Source organism: Streptomyces sp. NPDC043896 (assembly GCF_056435605.1).
In genome coordinates this window covers 188,804-214,264 of sequence record NZ_JBWKEE010000014.1, presented here as the reverse complement: position 1 = coordinate 214,264, position 25,461 = coordinate 188,804, and the positions used below count along the sequence as shown (strand labels likewise).

The 25,461-nt window shown below is 69.5% G+C and carries 21 protein-coding genes and 3 pseudogenes; 14 read left to right on the top strand and 10 right to left on the bottom strand.

What is annotated here, in order from left to right; translation table 11 throughout:
- Positions 1 to 453: 453 nt before the first annotated feature.
- From AC069X_RS21990 to AC069X_RS21980, 3 genes and pseudogenes are all read right to left on the bottom strand, one after another.
- Positions 454 to 870, bottom strand: a complete 417-nt coding sequence (locus tag AC069X_RS21990; RefSeq protein ID WP_478730490.1) for a hypothetical protein — start codon at positions 868 to 870, stop codon at positions 454 to 456.
- Between the two features lie 174 nt (positions 871 to 1,044).
- Positions 1,045 to 1,908: a hypothetical protein gene (locus tag AC069X_RS21985; protein ID WP_478730488.1), complete on the bottom strand. Its 864-nt coding sequence runs from the start codon at positions 1,906 to 1,908 to the stop codon at positions 1,045 to 1,047.
- 148 nt (positions 1,909 to 2,056) lie between these two features.
- Positions 2,057 to 3,343: pseudogene (locus tag AC069X_RS21980) on the bottom strand (IS256 family transposase).
- A 353-nt stretch (positions 3,344 to 3,696) separates the two neighbouring features.
- Between AC069X_RS21980 and AC069X_RS21975 the strand changes: the two are divergent.
- A complete protein-coding gene (locus tag AC069X_RS21975) occupies positions 3,697 to 4,134 on the top strand; it encodes a DUF4259 domain-containing protein (RefSeq protein ID WP_478730486.1) in 438 nt (145 codons plus the stop codon).
- Positions 4,135 to 4,256: 122 nt separating this feature from the next.
- On the opposite strand, the gene AC069X_RS21970 is transcribed toward AC069X_RS21975, so the two are convergent.
- A complete protein-coding gene (locus tag AC069X_RS21970) occupies positions 4,257 to 4,730 on the bottom strand; it encodes a nuclear transport factor 2 family protein (protein WP_478730484.1) in 474 nt (157 codons plus the stop codon).
- A 769-nt stretch (positions 4,731 to 5,499) separates the two neighbouring features.
- Here AC069X_RS21970 and AC069X_RS21965 point away from each other — a divergent pair.
- The 3 genes from AC069X_RS21965 to AC069X_RS21955 all read left to right on the top strand — a co-directional run bounded on the left by AC069X_RS21965 (position 5,500) and on the right by AC069X_RS21955 (position 9,247).
- Complete coding sequence (locus AC069X_RS21965; RefSeq protein ID WP_478730482.1) at positions 5,500 to 6,468, top strand: SDR family NAD(P)-dependent oxidoreductase; 969 nt, start codon at positions 5,500 to 5,502, stop codon at positions 6,466 to 6,468.
- 231 nt (positions 6,469 to 6,699) lie between these two features.
- Positions 6,700 to 7,341 carry a carbonic anhydrase gene (locus AC069X_RS21960; protein WP_478730480.1) on the top strand — a complete coding sequence of 214 codons (642 nt, stop codon included), beginning with the start codon at positions 6,700 to 6,702 and terminating at the stop codon, positions 7,339 to 7,341.
- A gap of 397 nt (positions 7,342 to 7,738) precedes the next feature.
- The gene (locus tag AC069X_RS21955; RefSeq protein ID WP_478730478.1) at positions 7,739 to 9,247 is read left to right on the top strand and encodes an FAD-binding oxidoreductase; all 1,509 of its coding nucleotides are present in this window, start codon (positions 7,739 to 7,741) and stop codon (positions 9,245 to 9,247) included.
- Positions 9,248 to 9,386: 139 nt separating this feature from the next.
- Here the strand turns inward: AC069X_RS21955 and AC069X_RS21950 are convergent, their stop codons facing one another.
- Entirely contained in the window at positions 9,387 to 9,551 is a 165-nt protein-coding gene (locus AC069X_RS21950) for a hypothetical protein (protein WP_478730476.1), read from the bottom strand.
- Positions 9,552 to 9,643: 92 nt separating this feature from the next.
- Between AC069X_RS21950 and AC069X_RS21945 the strand changes: the two genes are divergently transcribed.
- Positions 9,644 to 10,465: an SDR family oxidoreductase gene (locus AC069X_RS21945; RefSeq protein ID WP_478730474.1), complete on the top strand. Its 822-nt coding sequence runs from the start codon at positions 9,644 to 9,646 to the stop codon at positions 10,463 to 10,465.
- 56 nt (positions 10,466 to 10,521) lie between these two features.
- Here AC069X_RS21945 and AC069X_RS21940 read toward each other — a convergent pair whose 3' ends face one another.
- Entirely contained in the window at positions 10,522 to 13,236 is a 2,715-nt protein-coding gene (locus AC069X_RS21940; protein WP_478730472.1) for a helix-turn-helix transcriptional regulator, read from the bottom strand.
- A gap of 96 nt (positions 13,237 to 13,332) precedes the next feature.
- On the opposite strand from AC069X_RS21940, the gene AC069X_RS21935 reads away from it, so the two are divergent.
- From AC069X_RS21935 to AC069X_RS21920, 4 genes are all read left to right on the top strand, one after another.
- Positions 13,333 to 14,385 (top strand): GNAT family N-acetyltransferase, encoded by a 1,053-nt coding sequence (locus AC069X_RS21935; RefSeq protein ID WP_478730470.1) that lies wholly within the window; start codon positions 13,333 to 13,335, stop codon positions 14,383 to 14,385.
- A 111-nt stretch (positions 14,386 to 14,496) separates the two neighbouring features.
- Positions 14,497 to 14,868 (top strand): cupin domain-containing protein, encoded by a 372-nt coding sequence (locus AC069X_RS21930; RefSeq protein WP_478730468.1) that lies wholly within the window; start codon positions 14,497 to 14,499, stop codon positions 14,866 to 14,868.
- 76 nt (positions 14,869 to 14,944) lie between these two features.
- Entirely contained in the window at positions 14,945 to 15,622 is a 678-nt protein-coding gene (locus AC069X_RS21925) for a DUF5701 family protein (RefSeq protein ID WP_478730466.1), read from the top strand.
- A gap of 99 nt (positions 15,623 to 15,721) precedes the next feature.
- A complete protein-coding gene (locus AC069X_RS21920) occupies positions 15,722 to 16,321 on the top strand; it encodes a dihydrofolate reductase family protein (RefSeq protein WP_478730464.1) in 600 nt (199 codons plus the stop codon).
- A 78-nt stretch (positions 16,322 to 16,399) separates the two neighbouring features.
- On the opposite strand, the gene AC069X_RS21915 is transcribed toward AC069X_RS21920, so the two are convergent.
- Positions 16,400 to 17,686, bottom strand: a complete 1,287-nt coding sequence (locus tag AC069X_RS21915) for an aminotransferase class V-fold PLP-dependent enzyme (protein WP_478730462.1) — start codon at positions 17,684 to 17,686, stop codon at positions 16,400 to 16,402.
- Between the two features lie 303 nt (positions 17,687 to 17,989).
- Between AC069X_RS21915 and AC069X_RS21910 the strand changes: the two genes are divergently transcribed.
- Positions 17,990 to 18,316: a TfoX/Sxy family protein gene (locus AC069X_RS21910; RefSeq protein WP_478730460.1), complete on the top strand. Its 327-nt coding sequence runs from the start codon at positions 17,990 to 17,992 to the stop codon at positions 18,314 to 18,316.
- A 46-nt stretch (positions 18,317 to 18,362) separates the two neighbouring features.
- On the opposite strand, the gene AC069X_RS21905 is transcribed toward AC069X_RS21910, so the two are convergent.
- Positions 18,363 to 19,255 (bottom strand): IS5 family transposase gene (locus AC069X_RS21905; protein WP_478730458.1). Its coding sequence is split into 2 segments (ribosomal slippage): positions 18,363 to 18,905 and positions 18,908 to 19,255, totalling 891 coding nucleotides; the frame shifts between segments, so codons are not numbered across the junction.
- 115 nt (positions 19,256 to 19,370) lie between these two features.
- Between AC069X_RS21905 and AC069X_RS21900 the strand changes: the two genes are divergently transcribed.
- From AC069X_RS21900 to AC069X_RS21890, 3 genes and pseudogenes are all read left to right on the top strand, one after another.
- Complete coding sequence (locus AC069X_RS21900) at positions 19,371 to 19,805, top strand: nucleotidyltransferase domain-containing protein (protein WP_478730510.1); 435 nt, start codon at positions 19,371 to 19,373, stop codon at positions 19,803 to 19,805.
- Between the two features lie 144 nt (positions 19,806 to 19,949).
- Positions 19,950 to 21,082: pseudogene (locus AC069X_RS21895) on the top strand (IS630 family transposase).
- Between the two features lie 309 nt (positions 21,083 to 21,391).
- Positions 21,392 to 22,018, top strand: a complete 627-nt coding sequence (locus AC069X_RS21890; RefSeq protein WP_478730456.1) for a hypothetical protein — start codon at positions 21,392 to 21,394, stop codon at positions 22,016 to 22,018.
- A gap of 256 nt (positions 22,019 to 22,274) precedes the next feature.
- Here AC069X_RS21890 and AC069X_RS21885 read toward each other — a convergent pair whose 3' ends face one another.
- Positions 22,275 to 22,748 (bottom strand): hypothetical protein, encoded by a 474-nt coding sequence (locus tag AC069X_RS21885; protein ID WP_478730454.1) that lies wholly within the window; start codon positions 22,746 to 22,748, stop codon positions 22,275 to 22,277.
- Between the two features lie 52 nt (positions 22,749 to 22,800).
- The gene (locus tag AC069X_RS21880) at positions 22,801 to 24,822 is read right to left on the bottom strand and encodes a polymorphic toxin-type HINT domain-containing protein (RefSeq protein ID WP_478730452.1); all 2,022 of its coding nucleotides are present in this window, start codon (positions 24,820 to 24,822) and stop codon (positions 22,801 to 22,803) included.
- 55 nt (positions 24,823 to 24,877) lie between these two features.
- Here AC069X_RS21880 and AC069X_RS21875 point away from each other — a divergent pair.
- A pseudogene (locus tag AC069X_RS21875) lies at positions 24,878 to 25,243 on the top strand (NF041680 family putative transposase); the annotation flags it as partial.
- Between the last annotated feature and the right edge of the window lie 218 nt (positions 25,244 to 25,461).

Sequence of the window (25,461 nt, the reverse complement as noted above, 5' to 3'; positions counted from 1 at the left end):
GCCTCGCTGCGCTCGGCGTGCTCGGCTTCGCCGAGCCAGGGCCGGCCCTTCGGGCCGGTGTCCTGCGCTGCGCTCCGGACGGTTCGGGCTCCGTTTCCCTCCGTCCCGAACGGCCTGCTCTGCAGGCCTGGGTGACCCCGTTTCACGGGGTCTGGGCCTTCGGCCCGTTGGGCGGGCCCGCTCGGCTCACCCGCCCAGGTCCTTCCGGCTCCACCTACAGGACCAGCCCGCTATCGCGGGCGCCAGCAGCAGAGGGGAAAGTCGTGCCGGGGGCGGGTCTCCTGGCCTCGGAGCTTTCGGGGCTGGCCGGGAAGAGAGGAACACTGCCTGCGGCTCGGCCCGTGGGTATTCGTTTCGCTCCCCTCAGGCCCTTTCGGCTTCGCCTCCAGGGGCCCGTAGTCCCTCTGCGGGCTGTCGGCAGCAATGGGGTGGCCACTGGCCGACCGGCCTTCCTCAGAAGTACCAGCAGTACAAGGGGTGACGGAGGCCTGCCGCCGTGCGGGCCAGATCTGCCACTTCGGTCAGGGCCTCGACCGCCGCCTCCACCGGGACCCCCTCGTCTTTCATGGTGGCCAGTCCGACCCAGGCACCAGCGGCCGCAGCGAGCCGGCTCCTGCTTGCCTGCGCCAGGGTGGAACACAGTCTCTCGGGGAGCTCGAACACCGTGAAGCCGTCATTCTTCATCGGCACAACAACACTCGGCTCTGTGGCCGCATCCCCTACCAGCAGGACCTCCCAGTCCCCCACCGCATCGTCGGGGTAGAAGTCCGTGCACGCGAAAGCCGGAAGACCATGATGTCGATGTCGTGGTCCCATCTCGGAAGCCACCCCGTCATCCGGGGCCACGAAGAACTCAACAGCAATAGGCATGGCCCGATCATGCCAGCTCGTATCCCGGGTGATGCTTCAAAATGTAGCTCGGCTTGATACGGGAAGTGATGGCATGGTGCGCTCCGGGTCCTCCCCGCCGACAGTCATGCTGTCGACTGCCAGTGAACCTTGTCGTGCGGGTGATTCGCACTGGGGGTACCAGGGCTGGGCTCGTCACTCGGCTTCGTCATCGAAGTCGTAGGGCGGGATGGCCCATCGCAGCACCATCTCTCCCGCCTTATCGGCGTCGAGCGTGACCGGATACACCTGGCCGGCGGCCCGCTCACCACGGTGCCTCATCGAGTGGTCACCCTGGTCCCATTCGATGCCCAGCACCTGGCAGCCACCGACATCGATCGCACCCACATGGAGCGGATGCTGCCACCCGGCCCGCTGGAATCGGTGGACATCCGTGTGCTCGTCGACCGAAACCATGAGGCCCTTGCCGTGGAGGCGATCGCGCCAGGCTTCGAGTTCGGCCGCACAGGCAACCGCCTCTACCACCGGGAGGTCCAGCCACCCGTGTGGCCCGTCGACGCCGTGCTGAGCGATCCGCTCACCGCCGAACTGCGCATGAGCGTCGTCCGCGTACAAGCCCCAGTAGAAGATATCGGCGAGCCCGTCGGCCGGCTCGTCGTCCCATCCCCTCCACCCATCCAGGCCCACGGCGTCGCCGACAACCATGCCGCACCGATCGACGGGCAGGTCCCCCAGCCAGACCGATACCGCCCGGTCCGCGGTCTCGGGCCACGGAAGCCCGAGACCGATCTCTAGGGTCGCGATCGTCGGCTCACGGTCGAACGGAGACGGCGAGGTACTCGCCCGCACCTTCAACGACCGGTCAGCAGCTGCTGGAACCGCGACCGCCTCGCACAACCCTTCACGGAGATGGCCCCCTCCCTTCGCCGTGGCCGCCCTGGCGCGCTCGGACAGGGGCTGGCCCAGCTCCCGCCACTGATCGATCCAACCGGCCATATCAAGCACCAGCGCACCCGACGGCGCATTGACTTTCCCCAGGTCGACGAAGATCTCAGACATGCGCCGATTGTGCCTCCCCCTTGTGACAACGATCCGCGCACGAGGTTGGTGGCCGTCTCCGCTCCGCTCTGGCGGGCCCGTAGGGCGAGGCGGTAGCAGAGCCGAGAGTGGGTCTGTCAATCGAACGGTGAAACGAGGGTGGTTGGGGTTACTGACGGGCTGCGGAGAGTCGGCCGTCGAAGGTGATGTCGGAGGCGTTCAGGGCGGTCTTCCAGCGCATGATCCAGCGGGCCTGACCTCGGCCGGTGGGGTCCAGGGACATGATGGCCATGTAGACGCACTTTAGTGCGGCGGTCTCGTTCGGGAAGTGTCCGCGGGCCGTGACCGCCTGTCGGATCCTGGCGTTCACGGACTCGATCGCGTTGGTGGTGCAGACCATGCGGCGGATCTCGGTGTCGAAGCGGAGGAATGGGGTGGACTCCTCCCATGCGTTCTCCCAGAGCCGGACGATCGCCGGGTATTTCTTGCCCCAGGCGTCGGCGAACTCGGCGAACCGCTCGAGTGCGGCTTCTTCGGTCGCCGCGGTGTAGACGGGCTTGAGGAGTTTTGCGATCTTGTCCCAGTCCTGGCGGGCGGCATACCGGAACGAGTTCCGCAGCAGGTGGACCACGCAGGTCTGGACGGTGGTGCGGGGCCAGACGGTCTCGACCGCGTCGGGCAGGCCCTTGAGCCCGTCGCAGACGAGCATGAGGACGTCGTTCACGCCGCGGTTCTTGATCTCGGTGAGGATGTGCATCCAGTGCTTGGCGCCCTCGCCGCCGTCGCCGGCCCACAGCCCCAGGATGTCCCGTCGGCCTTCGGTCGTGACGGCCAGGGCAACGTAGATCGGCCGGTTGGCGACGGCGCCGTCGCGGATCTTCACGTGGATCGCGTCTATGAAGACCACCGGATAGACAGGGTCCAGGGGCCGGTTCTGCTACTCGGCCATGCCGTCCATGACCTTGTCTGTGATCGTGGAGATCGTCTGGCGGGAGACCTCGGCGCCATAGACCTCGGCCAGGTGGGCCTGGACCTCGCCGGTCGTCAGACCCTTCGCCGACAACGAGATGACCATCTCGTCCACCCCGGACAGCCGCTTCTGCCGTTTACGGACGATCTTCGGCTCGAACGAGCCGTCCCGGTCCCGGGGCACGGATATCTCCACCGGACCTACATCCGTCAGCACGGTCTTCGCACGAGTTCCGTTGCGACTGTTCCCGCCGTTCTTCCCGGCCGGATCGTGCTTGTCATAGCCGAGGTGGTCGGTGATCTCACCCTCCAGGGCGGACTCCAGCAGCCGCTTCGTCAGCTGCTGGAGCAGCCCGCCCTCGCCGGTCAGCTGCAGACCCTCAGCCTGGGCCCGGGAGACCAGCTCATCGATCAGCCGGTCATCCACCGCCTTCGACGGCTTCGCCTCAGACGGCTCGGCAGCCTCGGTCACGTTCTCACTGGTCATCGGTGCATCCTCCATGATCGGGAGTTACACCGAACGATTTACAGTCCCCCTACTGGCAGCAGTTTGGTCACACCATGGCAGCCATGATCACCACCAGGTTTCCGCTTGACCTGAGACAGTCACCCCGTCATAGCTGCCGCCCATCCGCTGCCACCACCGCACTCATGCACAGGCCTGACCCTGCCCTGGAGCTCAGGCGTCGTGGAAGGCCACGTGAACCGCATCAAAATGATCAAGCGACAGATGTACGGACGCGCTGGCTTCAAGCTCCTGCGCAAGCGGGTTGCTTGCCTCGTGACCACGTTGCCGGTGGCCAGTGCGACGATCCTCCAGACGGCCACGCAAGGAGAGACATGGGCACCTGGGATACCGGCCCCTTCGACAACGACACCGCCGCCGACTTCGGCGGTGACCTGGACGAGGCAGCGCGGGAAGAACGCGAACCCATGATCCGCGGCGTGCTCATACGCGCCGCGAGCCCCGTGGACTTCCTGGGTATCTACGAGGGCGAGCGGGCAGTGGCCGCAGTTGCCCTGGTCGTCGCCCAGCATCCTGACGGCGAGGCAGCGTGCTTGAACTATGGCCCATCAGAGCCGCTACCGGAGTTGCCCGCAGACCTTCGAATGCTCGCCGTCGACGCCCTGGACCACGTGGTCTCCGACCGGTCTGAACTCGCCGAACAGTGGGCCGAAGCTGCGAACTGGCCGCAGTGGCGTCAGGAGATCACCCGCCTCCGCGACCTCCTTGACCCTCCGATCCCGCCACAAGAGGAAGCCCTCTTCGAGATCTAAATGGTTACCCCCAGTCACGGACCACAAAAGTTGTGCCAGAACCCGTTCTGGCTCTGGCTCAGGTTCTGTGGAGTGTCACTCCCCGTGGTGCAGGCGCCTTGGCGGGCGACCGGCAGCCGGGCTCATGACTGGCCGGGCTCGTCGAGGCGTTCCGTGGGACCGGCGAAGGAGAGGAAGAGAACCCGCGTGGTGAGCAGCCAGGTGTCGTCCACCTTGCGGAATGTGTCTTCGTAGTGCCCCACTTGGACCGGGGGCCGTGGCGGTACGAGGCCCTCTCTGTAGCCGTCGACACGGTACGTGGTGAAGTAGGTGGTGGCGGAGGCGGTATCCGCAGAGGTCACGGTGACCAGGATGTTGGTGCATATACGGCGTGACAGCCGGTCTGCGGGCCGGTTGCCGAAGTAGGTGCGCAGGGCGTCGTGACCCGCGATGCGGCGGTCGCCGGCGGGCCATTCCCACGTGCCGTCCCGCGTGAACAGGTCCGCCACCGAGCCCGGGGCCCCGAGGTCGAGCCGGTGGACGAACTCGACGACCAGCCGCTCACAAGCCCGCTCTGCGAGCAGGCGTTCCATTGGGTCAAGAGTTTCGGCATTCATGATCCACTCATATCAGCTCGTCCCGGCTGAGGGAGCCTCACCCGAGCTGCGCCCCGGTTCCAGGCTCATGTGCTCCGGAGCCGCGCCCGTCTCCGGGAGCGGCCCCCATAAGCCGATCCGTGACGCAGCGTGGCCGGTCCGCAGGACCTGAGCCAGAACCCCACTTCGGGAGGCACCACCACCTGGTGCTGTTCGATTGCGCAGCTTCGGAGCGTGAATACCGGCGTCATCTGGCAGTCGGCTGATCGTGCTGTCCGCCCTGTACACCCCCTACTGGTCTGGCCGCCCCGGCCGGCGTCCCGGGATCGAGCTGCGCCGCGCCGCCCGCACCCACATTCCGGCAGGGGCGGGGAGGGCGGCGGCAGCGCGGATGTCCTGGCCGGTCACGTGGGCCGCGGTGAGGGAGGACCGGCCGTCAACAGGGATGGGCGGGCCGTCGACGGTGATGTCGGCGCTGACGTTGCGCTGCGCGGCAACGTGGGGTGTCCGTCTGGGCGGGCCGGGGCTCACTGGCGGGAGGCAGGACCTTGACGAGGTCGTCGCGTGTCGTGTGAGAGCGGCCGGGGGCGGCGGCGGCCTTCTCGGAGAGGTCGGCTGGCGAGGCCGCCCGGCTCCACTGTGGCTGTGGAGCGAGCAGGCCCTCGCGCTCGTAGCAGCTCAGGGCGTGCACGCTCAACCCGGTCCGCCCGGCACCCGCGCCGATGCGGTCGTCATGGCGCTCGCCCCTGGACTTGATCTAGACCTTGCTCTAGCTCGTAGCGTCCGAGGCATGACCATTACTGATCAGCGGCCGCTCGGCTCGCCCTTCTCCGCCGACACCACCGCCGAGGACATCCTGGCCGGCCTCGATCTCTCCGGGAAGACGGCTGTGGTGACCGGGGGCTACTCCGGGCTGGGCCTGGAGACCACCCGGGCCCTGACTGCCGCCGGAGCCCGGGTCGTCGTTCCCGCCCGGCGCCCCGACGTTGCCCGTGCCGCTCTGAAGGACGTGGAGAACTGTGAGGTCATCCCCATGGATCTGGCCGACCTCGACAGCGTTCGTTCGGCCTGCGCGCACATCAGCGGCCATCTCGACCGTCTCGAACTCCTGATGGCTGTCGCTGGCGTCATGGCCACCCCGGAGCGGCGCGTCGGGCCCGGATGGGAAGGCCAGCTCACCGCCAACCACTTCGGGCACTTCGCCCTCGCCTGCGAGCTGTACCCGCTCCTGGCCGCCGCAGACGGGGCGCGCGTCGTCGTCAACAGCTCGGCCGGACACACCCTGACCGGCATCCGCTGGCACGATCCGCACTTTCGTACCGGCTACGACAAGTGGCTGGCCTACGGCCAGGCGAAGACAGCCAACGCCCTGTTCGCCGTGCACCTCGACGCCCTCGGGAAGAGCGACGGCGTCCGGGCCTTCGCCCTCCATCCCGGCAAGATCATCACCGGACTGCAGCGGGAGATGACGCTGCAAGCACAAATCGATCGCGGCTGGGTGGACGAAAACGGCCGAATCATCGGCGATGGCTTCAAGTCCCCCTCCCGGGGGGCCGCCACCGGCCTGTGGGCCGCCACCTCACCGCTCCTCGACGGCCGGGGCGGTCTCTATCTGGAGGACTGCGACGTCGCCCACGTCTCCGCTCCCGGCACCTCTATGGACGACGGCGGCGTCCGCGCATACGCCGTCGACCCCAACGAGGCAGCCCGGCTCTGGGACCTGTCTCTCGCCGTTACCGGCGCCACGCCGATCACGTGATGAACCCGCCCGCCCCTGCGCGCCGCCGCAGGTGGCGACGCCGACGGCGCCGGACCCGGAGACCTGATCGGCCGCCGCCCCCACCGGCTGCGCACCTTCCCACGTGGAGGACTGGCTCATACACCGCACCACACGGCCCGGCAGCCTGGCGTACAGCGTCGGCGGCGATCCGGTCTTCGCCGGTGGGGGGCGGTCCACGTCGTGGGAAGGGGGAGGCCTTAACCTGCGGCCATGACCGATATCCACTCCCCTTCGCCCGTTGAGGCCTTCGAGATGCTGCTCGCGGGGAACCGGCGGTTCGTCGCCGGTTCGGTGGAGCACCCGAACCAGGACGCCGCCCGGCGTGCCGAGACCCTGCCGGCGCAGAACCCGTTCGCCGTGATCTTCGGTTGTTCCGACTCCCGCCTGGCTGCCGAGATCATCTTCGACCGCGGGCTGGGCGACCTGTTCGTCGTCCGTACCGCCGGTCACGTCGCCGGCTCGGAGGTACTGGGCAGCATCGAGTACGGGGTGAGCGTGCTCGGCGCCCCGCTGGTGGTCGTACTGGGCCACGACGCGTGCGGCGCGGTCGCGGCCACCCGCTCGGCCGTCGAGGACGGTGCGGCCGCGGGAGGCTACGTACGGGATGTGATCGAGCGGGTCACCCCCAGCGTGCTGGCGGCCCGCGCGACCGGGCACACCGAAGACGGCGAGTTCATCGCCGAGCACATCCGGCACACCGTCGACCTTCTGCTGGACCGCTCCCGCACCCTCGCGGAGGCCGTCAAGGAGGGCCGGACGGCTGTGGTCGGCCTCTCCTACCGGCTGGCCGACGGAACCGCACACGTGGTCACCGATCGCGGTCTGGACCTGCGGGACGGTCTGGCGTCCTGACCCCGGTACCGTTCAGCGCTGCCGCAGATCCGGTACGACCTCGCGCTGCCGGTCGGCGCCTGAGTGCGCCGACCGGCAGCGGCCGCAGAGCCATGCCGGTGATGTCCACGGTCGAGGACGGCACCGCGTCCGGGGCATCCGGGTAGACCCACCGAGCAACTTCTGCGCGGCATCGCAGTCCTGCGGCGAGGGCTGCCCGGTGAGGTCGTCGCCGGCAACCCCCAGGCCGTCTCCCTGCCGTGCCCAGCGACCCCCGTCCGCGTTCGGGCGCGGGTATTCGCGTGAACCACGATCGTTTCCCGGTGTGTCACAGCGTCGCCGAAACTGCAGCCCGGGTGGAGTAGGTGGTCCGTCCACCGATCCCGGCCGCCCGTCACGGGCTCAGAGAAGAGGCGCTGTGCCCTCCAACCGGCGAGCAGTCCTGCAGACGGCGGCCACCGCGGCCCTGGCCAGCGCGGCCCTCTCCCCCCTGGCAGCTCTGCTCCCGGGAACGGCGACGGCCGTGGCGGCCACGGCGCCACCCGACCGCGAGCCCGCCGCCTGGCGGGCGCTGGCCCGGAGCCTGAGCCCCGGCGCCCGCCTGTACCGTCCGGGAGATCAGGGCTACCCGTCCCAGGCCAGCGCGGACAACCAGCGCTACGCCACCGTTCGCCCGGCCGGGGTCGTGGCCTGCGCCGTCGAACGGGATGTCCGGGCGGCGCTGCGCTGGTGCACGCAGCAGGCGATGCCCTTCGCGGTTCGCTCCGGCGGCCACAGCTACGCCGGACACTCCACCACCAGCGGCCTGGTCATCAGCCTGCGGCCGATGCACGATGTCCGGCCCGTGGGACGCCGTCTGCACCTGGGCGGCGGTGCCACCAACTCCGACGTGTACGCGGCCCGGTCCGCGGGTCTGTACTTTCCCGGCGGCCGCTGCCCCGGCGTCGGAGTCGCCGGCCTCGCCCTGGGCGGCGGACTCGGCTTCAACGACCGCAAGTGGGGCCTGACCTGCGACCGCCTTGCCGAGACCCGTCTCGTCCTGGCCGACGGCACGCTGGTGCGCGCCGCCGACGATGAGAACCCCGATCTGTACTGGGCGTGCCGCGGCGGCGCCGGCGGCAACTTCGGCATCAACACCGCCTTCGTCTTCGACGCGGTCCCCGTCGACCGGCAGCGTGCCACCGTCTTCGATCTCACCTTCCCCCTCGCCTCCGGACCGGCCGTCACCGCCGAACTCCAGCACCTCCTGGCCGCCGACCGCACCGACGACCTCGACGTACGCATCTCCTTCAAACACGCGGGCGACGGCACCACCACGGTCGCCGTCCTCGGCCAGCGCCTGGGCGACGAGGACGCCCTGCGCCGGCTCCTCACGCCCATCCTGCGCCTGCGCCCCGCCAGCGCCTTCATCGAAGAGCGGGGCTTCTGGTCAGCGCAGGACTACCTGATGGAAACCCCCGGAGCGAAGGACTGCTACGCCTCCCGCTCCCTGGTACCGCAGCGGTGGCTGACGCCGGCGGACGTCGAGCACCTCACCGAGTGGACCCGTACCTGGCAGCGCGGCCCCTCGCGAGCCACCGGTTACATCACCCTCTTCGCCATGGGCGGCGCCAGTGCCGGGCCGCGTCCCGACGAGACCGCCTACCCGCACCGGAACGCGACGTTCGTCATCGACATCGGCACCCACTGGGAGCCCGGCACACCCTCTGCCCAGGTGGAGCACCTGCTCGACCAGACCCGCGCGGCGCACCGCCTCCTGAGCCGTCGCCTGGGCACCGACGCCGCCTACGCCAACTTCCCCGACCCCGAGCTGCGCGACTGGCATACCGCCTACTACGGGGCCAACTACCGGCGCCTGCTCCACATCAAGAGGCGCTACGACCCCACCCGCCTCTTCCGCCACCCCCAGTCCGTCGGCACGCACTGACGCCGACCACGCCCTGCCGCATTCGGGCGCCGGCCCCAGGGACGTACGGACTTCTCCGACCAGGCGCAGCGAACGGAACACGGCGATCAAGCCGCCGGGTCCGGCTTGGGTCCGGCGAGTTCGGCGGCCCGCCGCTGTCTCAGAGGGAGTCGATCCAGGCGATCAGGCGAGCACCCTCCCGTTCCATGACCCCCGGGTCTCGCAGGGCGTTGGCGAGCAAGGACATGCCCTGATAGGCGCCCACCAGGGTGAGGGCCAGGCCGTCCGGCGCCGGCTGGCCGAGCTCGCGGAACTGACTCTCCACCCAGGTCAGCAGGAGCCGGACGACCCTGCCTGCTTCGACGTCCAGGCCACCCTGGTCGCGCTTTCCCAGCTGAGATGCATGCGAGGACCTTCATGATCGTTGTCACCGGTGCCACCGGAAATGTCGGCCGTACGCTCGTCCGCCTGCTCGCCGAAGAGGGACACGAGGTGACCGCCGTCTCGCGCCGCATCACCCGGGCCGACGTCCCGCCCGGCGTGCGCGCCGTCACCGCCGACCTCTCCCAGCCGGTCGCCGACCTGCCCGCCACCGCGGACGCGGTCTTCCTGCTCGTCGGCGGCGACCTCATGATGACCGGCGACCCCACAGCCGTCGTCGCTCCGTTCGCGGACTACGGCAAGATCGTCCTGCTGTCCTCCCAGGGCGTGGTCACCCGCCCGGACTCCCTCTCGCACGGCCGGGCCTTCGCCGCCTATGAACAGGCCGTCATGGACTCCGGAGCCGACTGGACCATCCTGCGCCCGGGCGGCTTCGCCTCCAACGCCTACGCCTGGGCTCCGTCGGTCAAGGCGAGCCGGACGGTCGCCGCACCCTTCGGAGACGTCGGCCTCCCGGTCGTCGACCCCGACGACATCGCCGCCGTGTCCGCCACCGTCCTGACCCGGCCCGGCCACACCGAGGCCGGTTACGAACTCACCGGCCCCGCCCCGACCACCCCGCTCCAGCGCGCCGCCGCCATCGGCGAGCCGGTCACCTTCATCGGCCAGACCCGGGAGGAGGCCTGCGCCCAGATGCTCGCCTTCATGCCCGCCCCGGTCGCCGACACCACCCTCGACATCATCGGCACCCCCACCCCGCGCGAACAGGCCGTCAGCCCCGACACCGAGAGGATCCTCGGCCGCCCCGCCACCACCTTCGCCGACTGGGCCAAGCGCAACGCCGCCGCATTCGCGTGACCGAGCCGTCTTCATCCTGAACGGTTGCAGGTCGGCAGCGGGTGAGAGGCCTGAGATCACCCGCGGGGAGCGGCGTCCGTGCCCTGGTCGAGCAACCGGGGGAGTTCGTTGCGCGAGCTGATGCCGAGCTTGGGGAAGGCGCGGTAGAGGTGGTGTCCTACCGTGCGGGGGCTGAGGAAGAGCTGGGTGGCGATCTCGCGGTTGGTCGCTCCGGCGGCTGCCAGCCGGACGACCTCGCGTTCCTGGGGGCTGAGCCCGGCCAGAGGGGCGTCCGCCCGTTCGTCCGGGCCGAGTTGCTCGCCAGTGGCCTGCAGTTCGGTGCGGGCTCGCGCGGCCCACGGATGGGTGTCCAGGGCCTCGAAGGTCTCCAGGGCGGCTCGGAGGTGTCGGCGTGCTTCGGTGCGACGGCGCTCGCGGCGCAGCCACGTGCCGTACAGCAATGCGGTACGGGCTCGTTCGAAGGGCGGGCCCTCGGCGTGGTGGCGCAGGGCTTCGGTGAAGTGCCGTTCGGCCTCGCCCGGTTCGTCGTCGGGGCCGGTCAGCGCCCGGCAGCGGTGGAGCAGGGCGGTGGCCTGCGGGCCGGCCGAGGCCGTCGCCCAGTCCGCGAGACGGGCCATCGGTTCGTCAGCCCGATCCGGTCGTCCGGCGCGTACCGCGGCTTCGACGAGATCCGGAAGCAACCAGGGCGTCAGCGTCGGATGGCCGACCCGGGCACGGGCCGCCTCCAGATGGGCGAGCGCGTTCTCGGCGTGGCCGAGCCCGAGGTCGAGCAGGCCGAGGGCACGGTGTGCGCGGGCGGCGGCCAGTGCGATGCCGTGGGGCACGGCGTGGTCCAGTGCCGCCTCGGCGAGGCCGGCGCAGCGGTCCTGGTCGCCGCGCAGCGCTGCGAGCGTCGCCAGGGTCGCGCGCAGGTAGGTGGCCCGGTGGTCGCGGCCGTATTCTTCGGCGACCGCGAGGCCCTCCTCGGCGGCCGCTTCCGCCTCGGTGTAGCGGCCCAGGGCCAGCTGGGCCTCGGCGACCAGGTGCAACGCGGTGTGGAGCCATCCGGGCACGTCCTGGGCCCGGCAGTCCCGTACGCAGGCGGCGGCGATCTCGTAGGCGCTGCCGTGTTCGGCGAGCAGCAGGGCGTGGGCTCCGGCGGCCATCCGCTCGGCGAAGTCGGCCGTCGGGGCCGGGGCGGCCACCGCGCCGTGGGTGAGGGCTCCCGTCATCGCCCGCGTCACCGCGTACTCCGGGGCGTCGGGGATCCGCGCCGCCACTTCGGCGAGCAGCTCCCGGTCACCGGAGGACTGCGCCGCCTGGACGGCTTCGGCGAGAAGGGCCGGGAGGTCCCCGCTGGGGCCGATCCGATCCGCGCAGGAGAGCAGGATGCGGGTGGCCTCGCCCGGTGACCCGCGGTCCAGCTCGACGATGGCCCGGACCCTGGCGAAGTCCGAGAGCGTCTCCGGATCGAGGGCGAGCGCGTTGATCCGGTCGGTCAGGGCCGCCGTACGGGCGAACTGCCCGGCCTCCGCCGATGTAAAGGTGGCCGCGGCCAGCAGCCGACTGCGCCTGCCCGGGTCCGCCGTGAGCTGTGCGGCGCGCTCGTACGCCACCGAGGCGGCGGCGGTGCCCTGCCGGCCTCCGGCCCGCTGGGCGGCGGCCGCCATCTCGTCCGCCACCCGCTCGTCCGTCCCCGTGGTGGCGGCGGCGAGGTGCCAGGCACGGCGGTCGGCGTGCCGGTCGCCGCCGAAGGCGTCTTCGAGCACGTCGGCCAGCGCACGATGGGCGGCGAGGCGCCGTGCCAGGGCGGCGTCCTGGTACGTGGCCGATCGGATGAGGGGGTGTCGGAAGGACAGGGTGTGCTCGGTCAGTACGACGAGCGTGGCGTGTTCAGCGGGCTCCAGGTCCTCAAGGCGTGCGCCGAAGCCCGCGGAGGCCCGCAGGACGAGGTCGAGGTCGCCCGTGTCGTCGGCCGCGGCCACCAACAGCATCGCCCGGGTGGCTTCGGGCAGGCGTCGGATGGTCTCCTGGAAGGACTCCTGGATACGGCCGGCGGGTGACGACAGGCCGGCCGGGAGTGTGAGGGGATTCGGCCGACCCGCACGCTGTTCCTCGGTGAGCGCGGCGGGCAGTTCGAGCAGCGCCAGCGGATTGCCCTGTGCCTGCTCGACGATTCGTTCCCGTGCGTAGGGGGGAAGGCCGGCGACGCGGCCGGCGAGGAGGGCTTCGACGGCCTCGGCGTCGAGCCCGTTCAGCGGCAGAGTCGGCAGGCCGGTGATCCGTCGGCCCGGAACTCCGTCGCGGACGGCGAACAGCATCACCACGCCCTCCGAGTGGAGCCGGCGTGCCGCGAAGGTCAGGGCGTCCAAGGACGCCTGGTCCAGCCATTGCGCGTCGTCGATCAGGCACAGGGCCGGGCCGTCGCCCGCCGCCTCCGTCAGGGTCGCGAGCACGGCGTTCCCGACGGTGAAGCGGTCGCTCACCGGCTCCCCCGCCAGTCCCAAAGCGGCCTTCAGGGCGGACGCCTGGGGGCCGCGGAGCCGGTCGATGCAGTCGGTCACAGGCCACAGGAGCTGGTGCAGGCCACCGAACGGCAGCTCCATCTCCGATTCGAGGCCCACCGTTCGCAGGACACGTACCGTGCCGGCGGTCTCGGCCGCGTACGCCAGCAGTGCCGTCTTGCCTATGCCGGCCTCGCCGTGGATCACCAGTGCGCTGCTCTCGGCCTCACGGGCACGCAGAAGCAACTGGTCGATCCGGTCCTGTTCGGTTCCCCGTCCGTACAACATGCGATCAACCTACCTAACGCGTGCGGATCCGATCGGTCGCGTTACGTCGGACCGACCGATGTGCCGGTTCGTCAACCGGCATACCTTCGGGGCAGGTTGAACGTCCCGACCGCCCGGACCGCCCTCGAACACGGAGTCACCACCGCCATGACCGGACCCACGCACATCACCCCGCTCCGCCGGATCAGCGTCACAGAGACCGCCGCCTGGCATCAGGTCGTCGCGGCCGCGATGGCCCACGACCTACCGGGAGTGCCGCCTCCGGGCCCCGGACATGTCCACGCCCAGCTCACCAAGCCCGCCCTGGGCAGCGAGCGGCTGATGTGGGTGGCCACGGACGACGTTGGTGCCACGGTCGCCGTCGCCGCCTTGCGCCTGTTCACCCAGTCCGGCCAGGAGCACCTCGCGGAGCTGGAGCTGCACGTCACCCCCGAACACCGTCGCCAAGGCACCGGCTCCCGTCTGCTGTCGGCGGTCGTCGCGGCCTGCCGTACGGAGGGCCGGCGCAGCCTCATCGCCGCGACCGCCGCCGAGGGCCCGGGCGAAGCCTTCGCGGAACGGTGGCACTTCAAGCCCGCCCTGACCCTGAACCACCTGATCCTGGACCTCGAAGGGATGGATCAGGACGCTGTCCGGCGGATCGCCGGCACCGAGCATGCCGGCTACCGGCTCACAGGCTGGACCGGCACCGTCCCCGACGAGCTCGCCGGGGCCTTCGCCTCGGCCAAGAACGCCATGAACGACATGCCCATGGGGGACATCGACTACGGCCACATGGAGTGGGACGCGGACCGGGTCCGCGACATGGGCCGCGTGATCGCCGGACGCGGTGACACGCTCCTGACCCTCGCGGCCCTCCACGACGACGGCACCATGGCCGGATACACCGAAGTCGTACTCCCCCAGGGGGCACCGTCGCGTGCCCAGCAGTACGACACCGCGGTCGTGCCCCGGCACCGCGGGGGCGGGCTGGGCCTCTGGCTCAAGGCGGCCATGGTGTACCGGCTGCGCGCCGAGCACCCCGGGGTGGTCGAGATCGAGACGGACAACGCCGAGGACAACGTCCACATGCTGGCGGTCAATCACGCGTTGGGGTTCCGCTCCTACCGGCGCACGCGCGAGTTCCAGCTCGACGTGCCCACGTCCTGATCACCCCGGTACACCCTCCCCAGTCTCCCTCCTCCCTCCTCTCTCCTCCCTCCTCTCTCCTCCTCCCTCCTCCTCCCCCCGCCCTTGTGCGGCATCCATCCTGGAGTCCTCGTGCGCGTCATCTCTCCGTCGAACGACCATGTCACCGTCTCCCCCAACGCCACCATGACCGGCCTGGCGGCACCCAGCCGGGGCAGCACCGAACTGAGCACCTGGACCGTCACGATGGTTGCCGGCGCGACCGGCCCCGAGCACTCCATCAGCCGTGAACAGGTCTGGACGGTCACCGCTGGCGCACTGGAGGTGACCTGCGACGGCCGTACCCGCGTGGTTGCGGCCGGGGAGACGTTCGTCCTGCCGCCCGACCGCGTCCGCCGGATCCACGCCCCGGAACAGGCCGAGGCCCACGTCGCGATGCGTTCCGACGGCGTCGCTTCCGTTCCGGGAACCGAGGGAACCCGAGAGATTCCCTGGGCGCGGTAGCCGCTGCTGCCACACAGCAGCGCGCCCTCAGGGGCCCGAACCGTCCACTGCTTCGTCCGTGAACCAAGGGAGTACCGTGACCGACCCCGTGCCCACGCCCTGGACCGAATCCGCTTCCGCTTCCGGTGAGGCCGTGCCCCCGCTTCCGCCGCTCGCCGTCCAGGCCGAGCGCCTGATCGAGCTCGGGGTACCCCAGATCGCCGGGATCTCCGCCGCCGAGGTGCGGGCCTTCGCCCGCCGCGGCGGAGAGGACGTCCTGCTCGCCGTCCACCCGGACCGGGCCCCCGCGTCCGCCCTCGCTCCCATGCTCCGGCGCCGGGACAAGCCCGGCTTCGTCGTCACCGACATGCACGACGTCGACCGGTTCACCCCCCACGACCTGCGGCTGCCCGATGGGCCCCTCTACCTCGTCAGCGCACCCGATCGGGGCGACCGCATGGCCAACTGGAGCCCGGAGGAGGCCCTGCCCGTCCTCGCCCAGGAGGGCCGCACCCCGCTCCTGCTCACCGAGGGCATCCACTGGCTGCTCCAGCAGCCCGCCGTACTGGACCGCAACCACTGCTTCATGACCATCGGCTCCCGGCTGCGCAAGGCCAACGGCACCCTGGACGCCCGCACCCCGGCGATCTGGATCAGCAACGGCACCGGAAGGGACGGCCGCGAACGCCGCGACGCCCCCAAGGTCGGCTGGTGCTGGTGGAACAACCGCCACACCTGGCTCGGCTTCGCCTCCGCCACCGGCCGCCGCGCCTGAGCGGGGACGTCCCGCCCCGCCCGCCTCTCCTCCAACGCCGGGGACGAACCTCCGTACTCCCCGCACTCCCGCCACTCGCCCGTCGAAAGGCTTACGCTCTTGCGCCACCTCACCTACTTCGCCGCCACGACACTGGACGGCTTCATCGCCGGCCCGGACGGCGGGGACCCGACCGGACCGGACGGCTTCTGGCCGATCCCCGCGGACTACGTCGAGCACCTCGTCGCCGAGTACCCGGAGACCCTGCCGGAGCAGGCCCGACAGGCCCTGTCGGTCACCGCCCCCGGCACGCACTTCGACACGGTGATCGAAGGCCGACGCAGCTACGAGATCGGCCTGGCGGCCGGAACCACCAATGCCTTCCCCCACCTGCGCCACCTCGTCTTCTCACGGACCCTGGCCGCCAGCCCAGACCTGGGCGTCGAGATCCTCGCCGGCGACCCGTCGGCCACGGTCCACGAGCTCAAACGACAGGAAGGCAAGGGCATCTGGCTCATCGGCGGAGCGGATCTCGCCCGCAGCCTCTACTCGGAGATCGACAGGATCGTCCTCAAGGTGGCCCCGTTGACCACCGGCAGCGGGATCCCCCTCTTCTCCCACGACGCCGCCTTCGACCCCAGGACCTGGACCCTCACCGGCCACACGGTCCTCGAAACGAGCGGCACCCTCTTCCTCACCTACACGCGCGTCACCGGCTGAGCGGCTGGACCGACCCGTCGGGGCGGTCGCGGCGGATCCGGGCATCGCCACGGAGAGGGCGAGGGCGAGGGCGAACGTTCAGCGGGCGAGGTCGGCCAGGGTGTTCAACGCGGTGTCGATCTCGGCCGGCGTATTGATGGCGGCGGTACCGATCCGGGTGTAGGTCGAGGTGGACAGTCGCACGCGGCGGGTGGCGGCGTGGTCGACGACCTGCTGGTGGGTGTGTCCGGCCACGCTGAAACAGGTGATGCCCGCTGACAGCCCCGGGTCGGCGGGAGTGTGCACGGTGACGCCGGGGATGCGGTCCAGGCCCTGTTTCACCCGCGTCGACAGCTGGGTGATGCGGGCGGCGACGCGTGCCCGGCCCAGCTGGTCGTGCAGGGCCACCGCCACCGGGAGGGCGAAGGCGTGCTCGAACGCCAGAAACCCGCCGGGCGACAAGGGTGCTGCTCCCCCGCCGCTGATGAAGGTCACGAAGGTGGGCCGCAGCTGGTCGAGGACGTCCGGTGCCACCCAGATCAGCCCCGTTCCCCTGGGGCCGAACAGCCATTTGTGCGTTCCGGCGACCACCACGTCCGCGCCCAGTCCGGCGGCGTCCTCGTCGACCGCCGCCAGCCCGTGGACGCCGTCGACGACCAGCAGGCACCGGTCGGCGGGACGCCGGCCTTCGTTGGCCCGGCGCACCACCTCGGCCACCGCCCGCACCGGCATCCGCAGCCCGGTGCTCGACTGCACCCAGGTGATGCCCACGACCCGGGTGTTCGGCCGCATCGCCCGGCCGACCGCCGCTGCGATGCCGTCCGCCGTCGCGGTGGCCGGATCGGCGAACCAGGAGCCCAGCCGAAGCGTGCCGCCGTGCTTCTCCGCGGCCAGCCGGGCGGCGGTGCGGTGAGCGATGTGGTCGTGCACGGTCAGCAGGAACTCCTGACCCGGACGGGTCACGACTCCGTTGTAGACGACACCGAGCCCGATGCTCGTGCTCGCCGTCAGCGCGATGTCCTCGGCCCGGCCTCCCAGACAGGCCGCCAGTGCCCGGCGTACCCGGAGCCATCCGGTGGGGCCGTCGGGCAGCGTCAGCCCCGCCGGCACCGCGAGGGGATTGGCGTCGACCTGCGCCGCCAGATGCTCCACCGCGTCCCGCACCGCCTTCGGATGCGAGGCCAGATAGAACAACGCCAGGTTCACCCACCCCGGCTCCAGCCTGAACTGCGCCCGCAGGGCGTCCCAGTCCACCCGGCCGTCCGTCGTGGTGACCGGCCGCTCCGGCGGTGGGTTCAGCCGTGCCGCGCCGGAGCTGGACGCGAGGGTGACCGCCACCGCTCCCGCGGATTTCGCCAGCAGACCGCGTCGACTCGTCATCGACATCCCGCACCCCTTTGCCTCGCGACCGACAAACGGTGGCGCAACAGCTGTCCGGTGTCCTTCTGCCGCAGCCCGAACCCCCGCTCAGCAGAGCGACGGCCGATCGGGCGCTGGACGGCGGTCATGAGGTCATCGTACGAGCCGGACGCGGGCGCGCCCTCAGGAACGGACCATGCGGGCGATGGCCTGGGACGCCTCCCCCACCCTTCTCCCCGCCTTCTCCCGCGACTCGTCCGCCCTGGAAGGGCCGGCCCTTCTCGCGGTCCGGAGCGGGCGCGGGCCGGCGGGTGGCGTTAGCGTCGGTTCATGGCGTACGACGAGGCGTTGGCGGAGCGGGTCCGGGAGCGGCTGGAGGCGGACGGGGCTGTGACCGAGAAGAAGATGTTCGGTGCGCTCACGTTCCCGCTGCAGGGCAATACGGTGGGCGGTGTGGAGGGCGACGACCTGTTCGTGCGGGTGGCGCAGGAGGACATGGCCGACGCGCTGGCCCGGCCCGGGGCGCGGCCGTTCGAGGTCAAGGGGCGGGTGTCGAAGGGCTGGGTGTACGTGGCCGGGGAGGACCTGGACGACGACGCGCTGGAGGAGTGGCTGCGGGTGGCCCTGGACGCGACGGCCGAGCTGCCGCCCAAGTGACCGGACGGTCGGCGGTGGACGCCCCCGGAGCGACGCGGGTGGCCCGTCAGCGGTTCCTCGTGGTGGCGCGGAGCCAGAGGATGAGTGCGGCAAGGTGGACGCCGGCCTTGTAGCGGGTGACTGGTTTGTCGTAGCGGGTGGCGATCGCGCGGAACTGCTTGAGGCGGTTGAAGCAGCGTTCGACCACGTTGCGGGCCTTGTACAGCTCGCGGTCAAAGGCTGGCGGTCTGCCGCCGGCCTGGCCGCGCCGCCGACGGTTGGCCTTCTGGTCCGCTCGCTCCGGGATCACCGCCCGGACGCCCCGCCTGCGCAGGGCCTGGCGGATCGCCCGGGACGAGTACGCCTTGTCCGCGATGACCGCGTCAGGCCTCAGGCGGGGACGCCCGGCGCCGGCCCGGGGCACTCTCAGCTCGTCCATGACTGTGCCGAAGACTGTGGAGTCGTTCACGTTGCCGGGCGTGAGGTCCACGGCCAGGGGCAGGCCCCGGCCGTCGCAGGCGAGGTGGATCTTCGTGGTCAGCCCGCCGCGGGACCGGCCCAGCGCCTGGCCGGCCGACGGACGTGCCGGATCTTCCAGTTCGTCCCCCGCCGCCCCTTTTTACGGGCACCGGCGGCGTGCTGATGAACCCGGCTGATCGTGGAGTCGACCGACACCGTCCACTCCACGGCTCCGGCGGAGTCGTCGCGGACCTGGGCCTGTTCGAGCAGGCGGGCCCAGGTTCCATCCGCCTCCCAGCGGGCGAACCGTTCATAGGCCGTCTGCCACGGTCCATAGCGTTCCGGCAGGTCACGCCACGGGGCACCGGTCCGCAACCGCCACAACACCCCGTTGATGACCTGCCGGTGATCCCGCCACGGCCGCCCACGCCCGTCAACACCAGGCAGCAGGGGCGCTATCCGCTCCCACGCCACATCCGTCAGCTCACCACGACCCACCACAAGATCAATTATCAGACAGTGCCTAGTGCCGCATCAGACAACGTTCGCCCGCTCTGTGGGGGACAAATGATGTGCTGGGCAAAGCGGTTGCCGCGTAACCTGCCTGGCTGTGAATATGGGACGTGCTGATCGACAGCTCCGCCTGATCGCCGAGGCCATGGAGGTCGCCGGGGCTCTTGGGGTCGCGGTGTGGCTTCGCGGTGGATGGGCCATGGATTTCTTCCTCGGCGAGATCACGCGAGACCACGAAGACATCGACTGGTTCGCGTGGGCGGACGATGCAGGGTCCCTGGCGGAAGGCTTGCTGCTGCACGGTTATCAACCGGCCCCAGGGCCGCCGCCTGAGCTGCAGCTCGATTTCGCCAAGGACGGTCTGGTCAACAGCTTTACGCTCCTGGACCGGGATACGGCCGGCCGTGTGGTGGTCGCCGGGGGCCCTGGGCCGGTGCGCCCTGGCCTGAGGGAATGCTCGATGCCGGGCCGGGCCGTATCGGTGGTCTGCAATGTGCGATCGTCAGTCCGCAGGCGCAGATCGAAATCAAACGGATGATGCCCATCTGGGATCCCTCCCGGCCTCGACGGACCAAGGACGCCGAGGACATCGCCCGGCTGGAGGCGGCTCTCCGCGCACGCGGCAAGCGGCCTGAATGAGGTTCTTGGGCGTCGACCGTCCGTCGTCCGTTACCGTCGGGCAGTGGCAGAACGAGTACGCGTCCGTGAGATCGATGACGACGAGGGGCGGCGGCTACTGCGGATCATCCGCAGGGGCACCGGGTCGGTGGTGACATGGCGGCGGGCCCAGATGGGGCTGCTGTCCGCGCAGGGCATGCCGGTGGCAAGGATCGCCGAGGTGTCGTTCACCAGCGACGATCGAGTCAGAGACGTGATCCACAACTTCGATGCGGACGGCTTCGACTCGCTGTATCCGAAGTACAAGGGCGGCCGGCCGAAGACGTTCACGCTGCCTGAACGCCGCGAGATCAAGAAGATCGCCAAGTCCAAGCCGACCGAACACGACCTGCCGTTCTCGACCTGGAGCCTGACCAAGCTGGCGGACTTCCTGGTCGCCGAGGGGGTGGTCGACGACATCAGCCACGAGGGCCTGCGCATTCTGCTCCGCGAGGAAGGCGTCTCCTTTCAACGCCTGAAGACCTGGAAGACCTCCCGTGATCCGGACTACGCGGCCAAGAAGGCCCGCGTCGAGCACCTCTACGCGATCTCCGACGGCGAGGTCCTACCCGAGGACGGCGAACCCGAAGTCATCTTCTGCATGGACGAGTTCGGACCCCTCAATCTGATGCCGCACCCGGGCCGGCAGTGGGCCGAACGCGGAGGCAAGCACAAGGATCCCGACCGTGAGCCCCGCCGACGGCGCCGGGCGACTTACAACCGCCACGGCGGGGTGCGGCACCTGTTCGCCGCCTTGGACCTGGCCAAGGACAAGCTGTACGGCCACATCAAGCCGATCAAGAGGCGGACGCAATTCCTGGAGTTCTGCCGCTACCTGCGTAGCCTGTACCCGCCCGAGGTCCGGATCGCAATCGTCAGTGACAACTTCTCCCCGCACCTGACCACAAAGAAGTGCCAGCGCGTCGGCACCTGGGCTGCAGCGAACAACGTCGAGATGGCCTACACCCCGACCAACAGCTCCTGGCTCAACCGCATCAAGGCCCAGTTCACGGCACTGCGCTACTTCGCCCTCGACGGCACGGACCACGCCGACCACAAAGAACAGGGCAGCATGATCCGCCGCTACATCATCTGGCAAACCGCCACGCCGACGACCGGCGCCTACGCGCCGTCGTCGACAGGGCAAACGTTGCCTGACCCGGCACTAGCCACCCCATGGCAGCCGCTTGGTCACCTCACGACAGCCAAGATCAACAACCCGAGACGACCACTGCCACGAAAACACCGAGCTACAACAAGCCCCCACACCGGCCAGCCCCCGCACACCCGCTGACGCCCAACCGCTGCCACCACCCCACCCACTCACAGGCCGAAAGGACGGGCCGGCACTCCGACTTGGGGCCGACGGATCGGCGGCCGGCGGGCCGATGCCGTGGAGCGCCGTGGCGGCGAGCCTCGGCATCGGCGGCCGTACGTGGACGGCCGGCGAGGTGGTTGGAGGACCCGATGCTCTCGAAGGTTTTGTTGCGGGTGGGCGCGAGCGCCGCGCGCCATCCCTGGCGGGTGATCGCGGGATGGCTGATCGCCGCCGCGCTCGCCGTGCTCGCCGCCGTCGCCTTCGGCGGGCGTACCGCGGACTCGATGACCGCTCCGGGGCTGGACTCGCAGCGGGCCGCGGCACTGATCGAGCGGGCAGGCACCGGCCAGGAGGGGATGACCGCCCATGTGGTCGTCACGCCCCTCGACGGCGGTGTGACGTTCCTCGGCGACGGCGGCGCGCGCACCGCTCTCACGCGGCTGCGGGCCGAGGTGGGGCGGCTGCCGCACGTGCTGGGGACGAGTGACCCGGCGGGGGCGCTCGGCGGGGGCGGGGACACCGCCGTGCGCGGCGGCCTCGTCTCGGCCGACGGGCGGATCGCGGTCGTCCGGGTGCAGTACCCCGACCAGAGCCGGTTGTCGGCCGAGGACCTCGACGCCCTCGTCGCCCTCGGCGACCGGCTGCGCGCCGAACTGCCGCTGCGCGTCGAGATGGGCGGGAGCCTCTTCTACGCCTTCTCGAATGCCGACGGCGGGGTGAGCGAGTTGATCGGGCTCCTCGCCGCGGCGCGCCGCTGGCTCCAGCCACCCTCGTGAACCCGAGCCAGCAGCATCTGGGGGGCCCGGGCCGTAACGCTGCCCCGATCCGAGCGACATCACGGGTTCAAGTTCAGCAGCCATCACTCACCGGTGACGCCCAAGCCCCGCCACCACCCCCAACTCACATTACCGATGTCCCCACCGGGCCCTGCACGGTGGGGACATCGTTCTTCTGCTGCTTCCTGCAAGCACATCCTTAAAAAGCGTCACCATTTCACGCTAATCCGGACAAAGATGGCCAGCAGTGACGCGATCAGCCCAAGGCCAAGCACTCCTCACGCAAACGCAGCGCAGCATTAAGATCTCTTCTGTAACTCCATTCATCCTTGGGCGAGAATTCTAGCACCGCGCTGAAGAACTCCACGGCTCCTGAAACCAGAGCGCCCAGAATATCTTTTTCGCCGCTCACGGCCACACGCCCCTCCCCCAGGTCCACAAATTTCACCAGGACATTTCCGCGCGCCACCTTCTCGAGCGAAAGAGTGAACCTGCGCTCCGGAAAACCGAGAACCCCAACCCCACCCCTTCCTTCCATGAAACTCTCGAGATAGGTGAGGATCAAGGACCAGAGAGCATCGATCGTATCACCATCACCCCTCCCGATAATCAGAGAATTGCCGACGCGGAGCTCAATACCGCCTTGGATTCGCCGATCTCGAGAGAAACTGATCCCGCAGGTTTCCACCGGCACCAACCCACCAGATTCAGGAGCAACGAAGGTCTTCACTTCGACCCTCCCCGCTTTACCGCGAGTCACATTACACCTACCATTTAATACCCTACTGCGGGAGTGGATAGAACTGGCCCACTACGCCATCCCCAAAGCCAAGTTTGTATCGGCGCCCGTGATACTCCCCTTCGATCTTGTCCCACTTCCCTTGCGCGTATTCCGGGCTGCTCAGCTTCCTCTGGTTCTGCCTCATTACCGCCTCTACCGCATCCTGGACATCCTGGATACTCATCCGCTCGTCGAACAAGGTGTTCGCTCCGTTGTTTCCTCGAAGATAAGCAGGATGATGACCTTCGAGAATGTGCGTGAGGTCTTGCTTCCTCAGAACGAAGGAGTTGTCTCCGTACGAAAAGCTCCGACTTTTCCATTTCTTGAGGGCATCCCCAACCCCACAACTTGCGTTGTGAACCAGGACTGGTGTGGATCCGGCCATCACATAGTACGTGTGGAGTTCGTTGACGGTGAGGTTGTAAGCCGGCCGAAGCCCCGTCCAGTGGGAGACGTCAGCAATCCCCACCCCACCACCATCGGGGAGACGGAGCGTGTCCTGTGGGGTGAGGTCGGCCGCGTTCTTCCACCTCTTGTCGTTTTTGGACCAGAAGGGGTGGTGGTCGGTGGCTGTGAGAGAGCCTCCCCCTCGCTTCTTTTCGAGGGTGAGAGTCGTGAACTCGCGGTCGTCCGGAGTGTAAATGGTCGCGTCAACGCGACGGATTCCGGTGACCCCCGCTTCAGGGTCACCGGCCAGTACCTGGTCGCCCACTGCGAGCTGTTCGATCGGACGAGTGCTGTAATCGCCCATCAGGACATGGGTACCGGCGGGGAAGCTGTGCTTCGGCACCACGGGGCAGTCCGGCAGATTCTTCCCGACGCGTGAGCTCTTCACGGCGTCTTCGACGCCGTCGGCCACCTTCTTGACAAGCTTGAGCTTGCCGACGGGCAGGACACCCGCAATGGCCATGGCGCAGTCGCCCCAGGCGGGTTCCTTGATGCACTTTTCGATGTCGGCGCCGCCAGAAATCTCCCATGTGAGCTTCCAGGCGATCTCGGCGAGCTGCTTCGTTTCTTCCCAGTTGGGTATGTAGGGGAAGACGATCTCGTCGGCATCGGCGCCCATCACGCAGGGGGGCAGGCTGTCCCGGTTGGAGGGGACGATGCACTTCGGCCGCTTCTTCTTCGCGGCTTCGGCTTGCTTCTTCCATTCCTCTTGGGCCTGTCGCGCGAGTTCGGCGATCTCCGCCTCCCGCTTGCGCCTGACGTCGTCCCAGGCCTGGGCAGCATAGGACGCGGCCTCGTCCTTGCTCTTGCCAGCGGCACGAGCAGAGGAATAGGACTGCGTGGCTGCGTCGTCGGCCTTGCGCGCCGAATCGCGGGCGTAGTTGGCGGAGAAGTCTGCCTGGGCTGCGGAGGCCTCGGCGGCATCCGCGTCACGGTTCGCCGACGTCGCGGCGTTGCGTGCGGTGGTGGCCGACTGCTTGGCCTTAGCCGAGCTGGCCTCGGCGGCCTCGGCGGACTTCCTGGCGTTGGCCGCGTGACCTGCTGCGGCGTCGGCGGACTTCTTGGCTTCACCGGCCGCGGTGGCGGCTTCTCCGGCGGCCTGCCTGGCCTTGGCGGCGGCTTCGGCGGCTCGCCAGCGGTTGGCCTGGGCCTTGGCCGAGATGATCTCGCCTTCGGCGAGGAGGCGGTCGATCTGGGAGCGGTGATGGTCTGTGAGGTCGTCCTTGCGGGTGGCCGTGTACTGGCCGACGGTGACGAATTCGTGCAGCTTCTCGGGGGTTCCGTCCAGGGCTGCCTTGGCTGCGGCCTTCACCTCGCCACCGCCGTCGTTCACGAGCTTGGAAGCGATGACCTCCTCGTCGATCCGACGGGCCTTGTACTGGCCGATCTCCAGGAACGAGGCTAGATCCTTGGCGTTCCCACTGGCCAGAGCGACCTTGGAGGCCTCCTTGACGCTGGGCCCGCCCATGTTGTTGACCTTCGAGACGGCAACAGCCAGATCGTCCTTGCCCGCCTCGTACTGACCCTTCGCGTAGTAGTCGGCAATCTGCTGCGGAGTGCCCTTCAGCACCTCCACCGCACCCTGACGGATAGAGGGGTGCGGGCTGGTGACACTCAGCTGCAGAACCTTGACCCGGCCCAAGCTTCGGGACTCGCAGGCCGCCGACCGCTGGACATGGCTTGTCCTGGCCGCGCACGCTCAGCTCCGCCTCGCCCGCCCCCTCACGCGTGATCTCCGCCGCCCGTGGGAGAGGCCGGCGGAGCCGAACAGACTCACCCCTGCTCGGGTCCGCCGCGGGTTTAGGAACCTGCGCGCGAAGACCGGCACGCCAGCCGGTGCACCGAAACCCACCCGCCCCGGCCCCGGCAGGCCGCCCGGCTCAAAGAATCGGCGGCCCGCTATCCGCTACGACGTCGGACGCGTCCTCGCCACCGGCGAGGCGTATGCCCGACCCGCCCACCACAGCGTCGGCACCAAACCCCGCAGAACAGGCTGACAAGCGGCATCGAGGATTAGCACACTGAGCGCATGCGATACGAGGAGAAGGCCAAGCTCACCGCCGCGAGAGCCCTGGTCCCGGCAGCCATCCTCCTCACCTCACCAGTCCTGCTGATAGCCGGAGCACCCATCCGCCGCCGATACCTCCGCTACGTCTACCGGGATGGGGCCCCAGCGATCCTGGACAAGGAGCAGGGCCGAATCAGCGTCCACTGG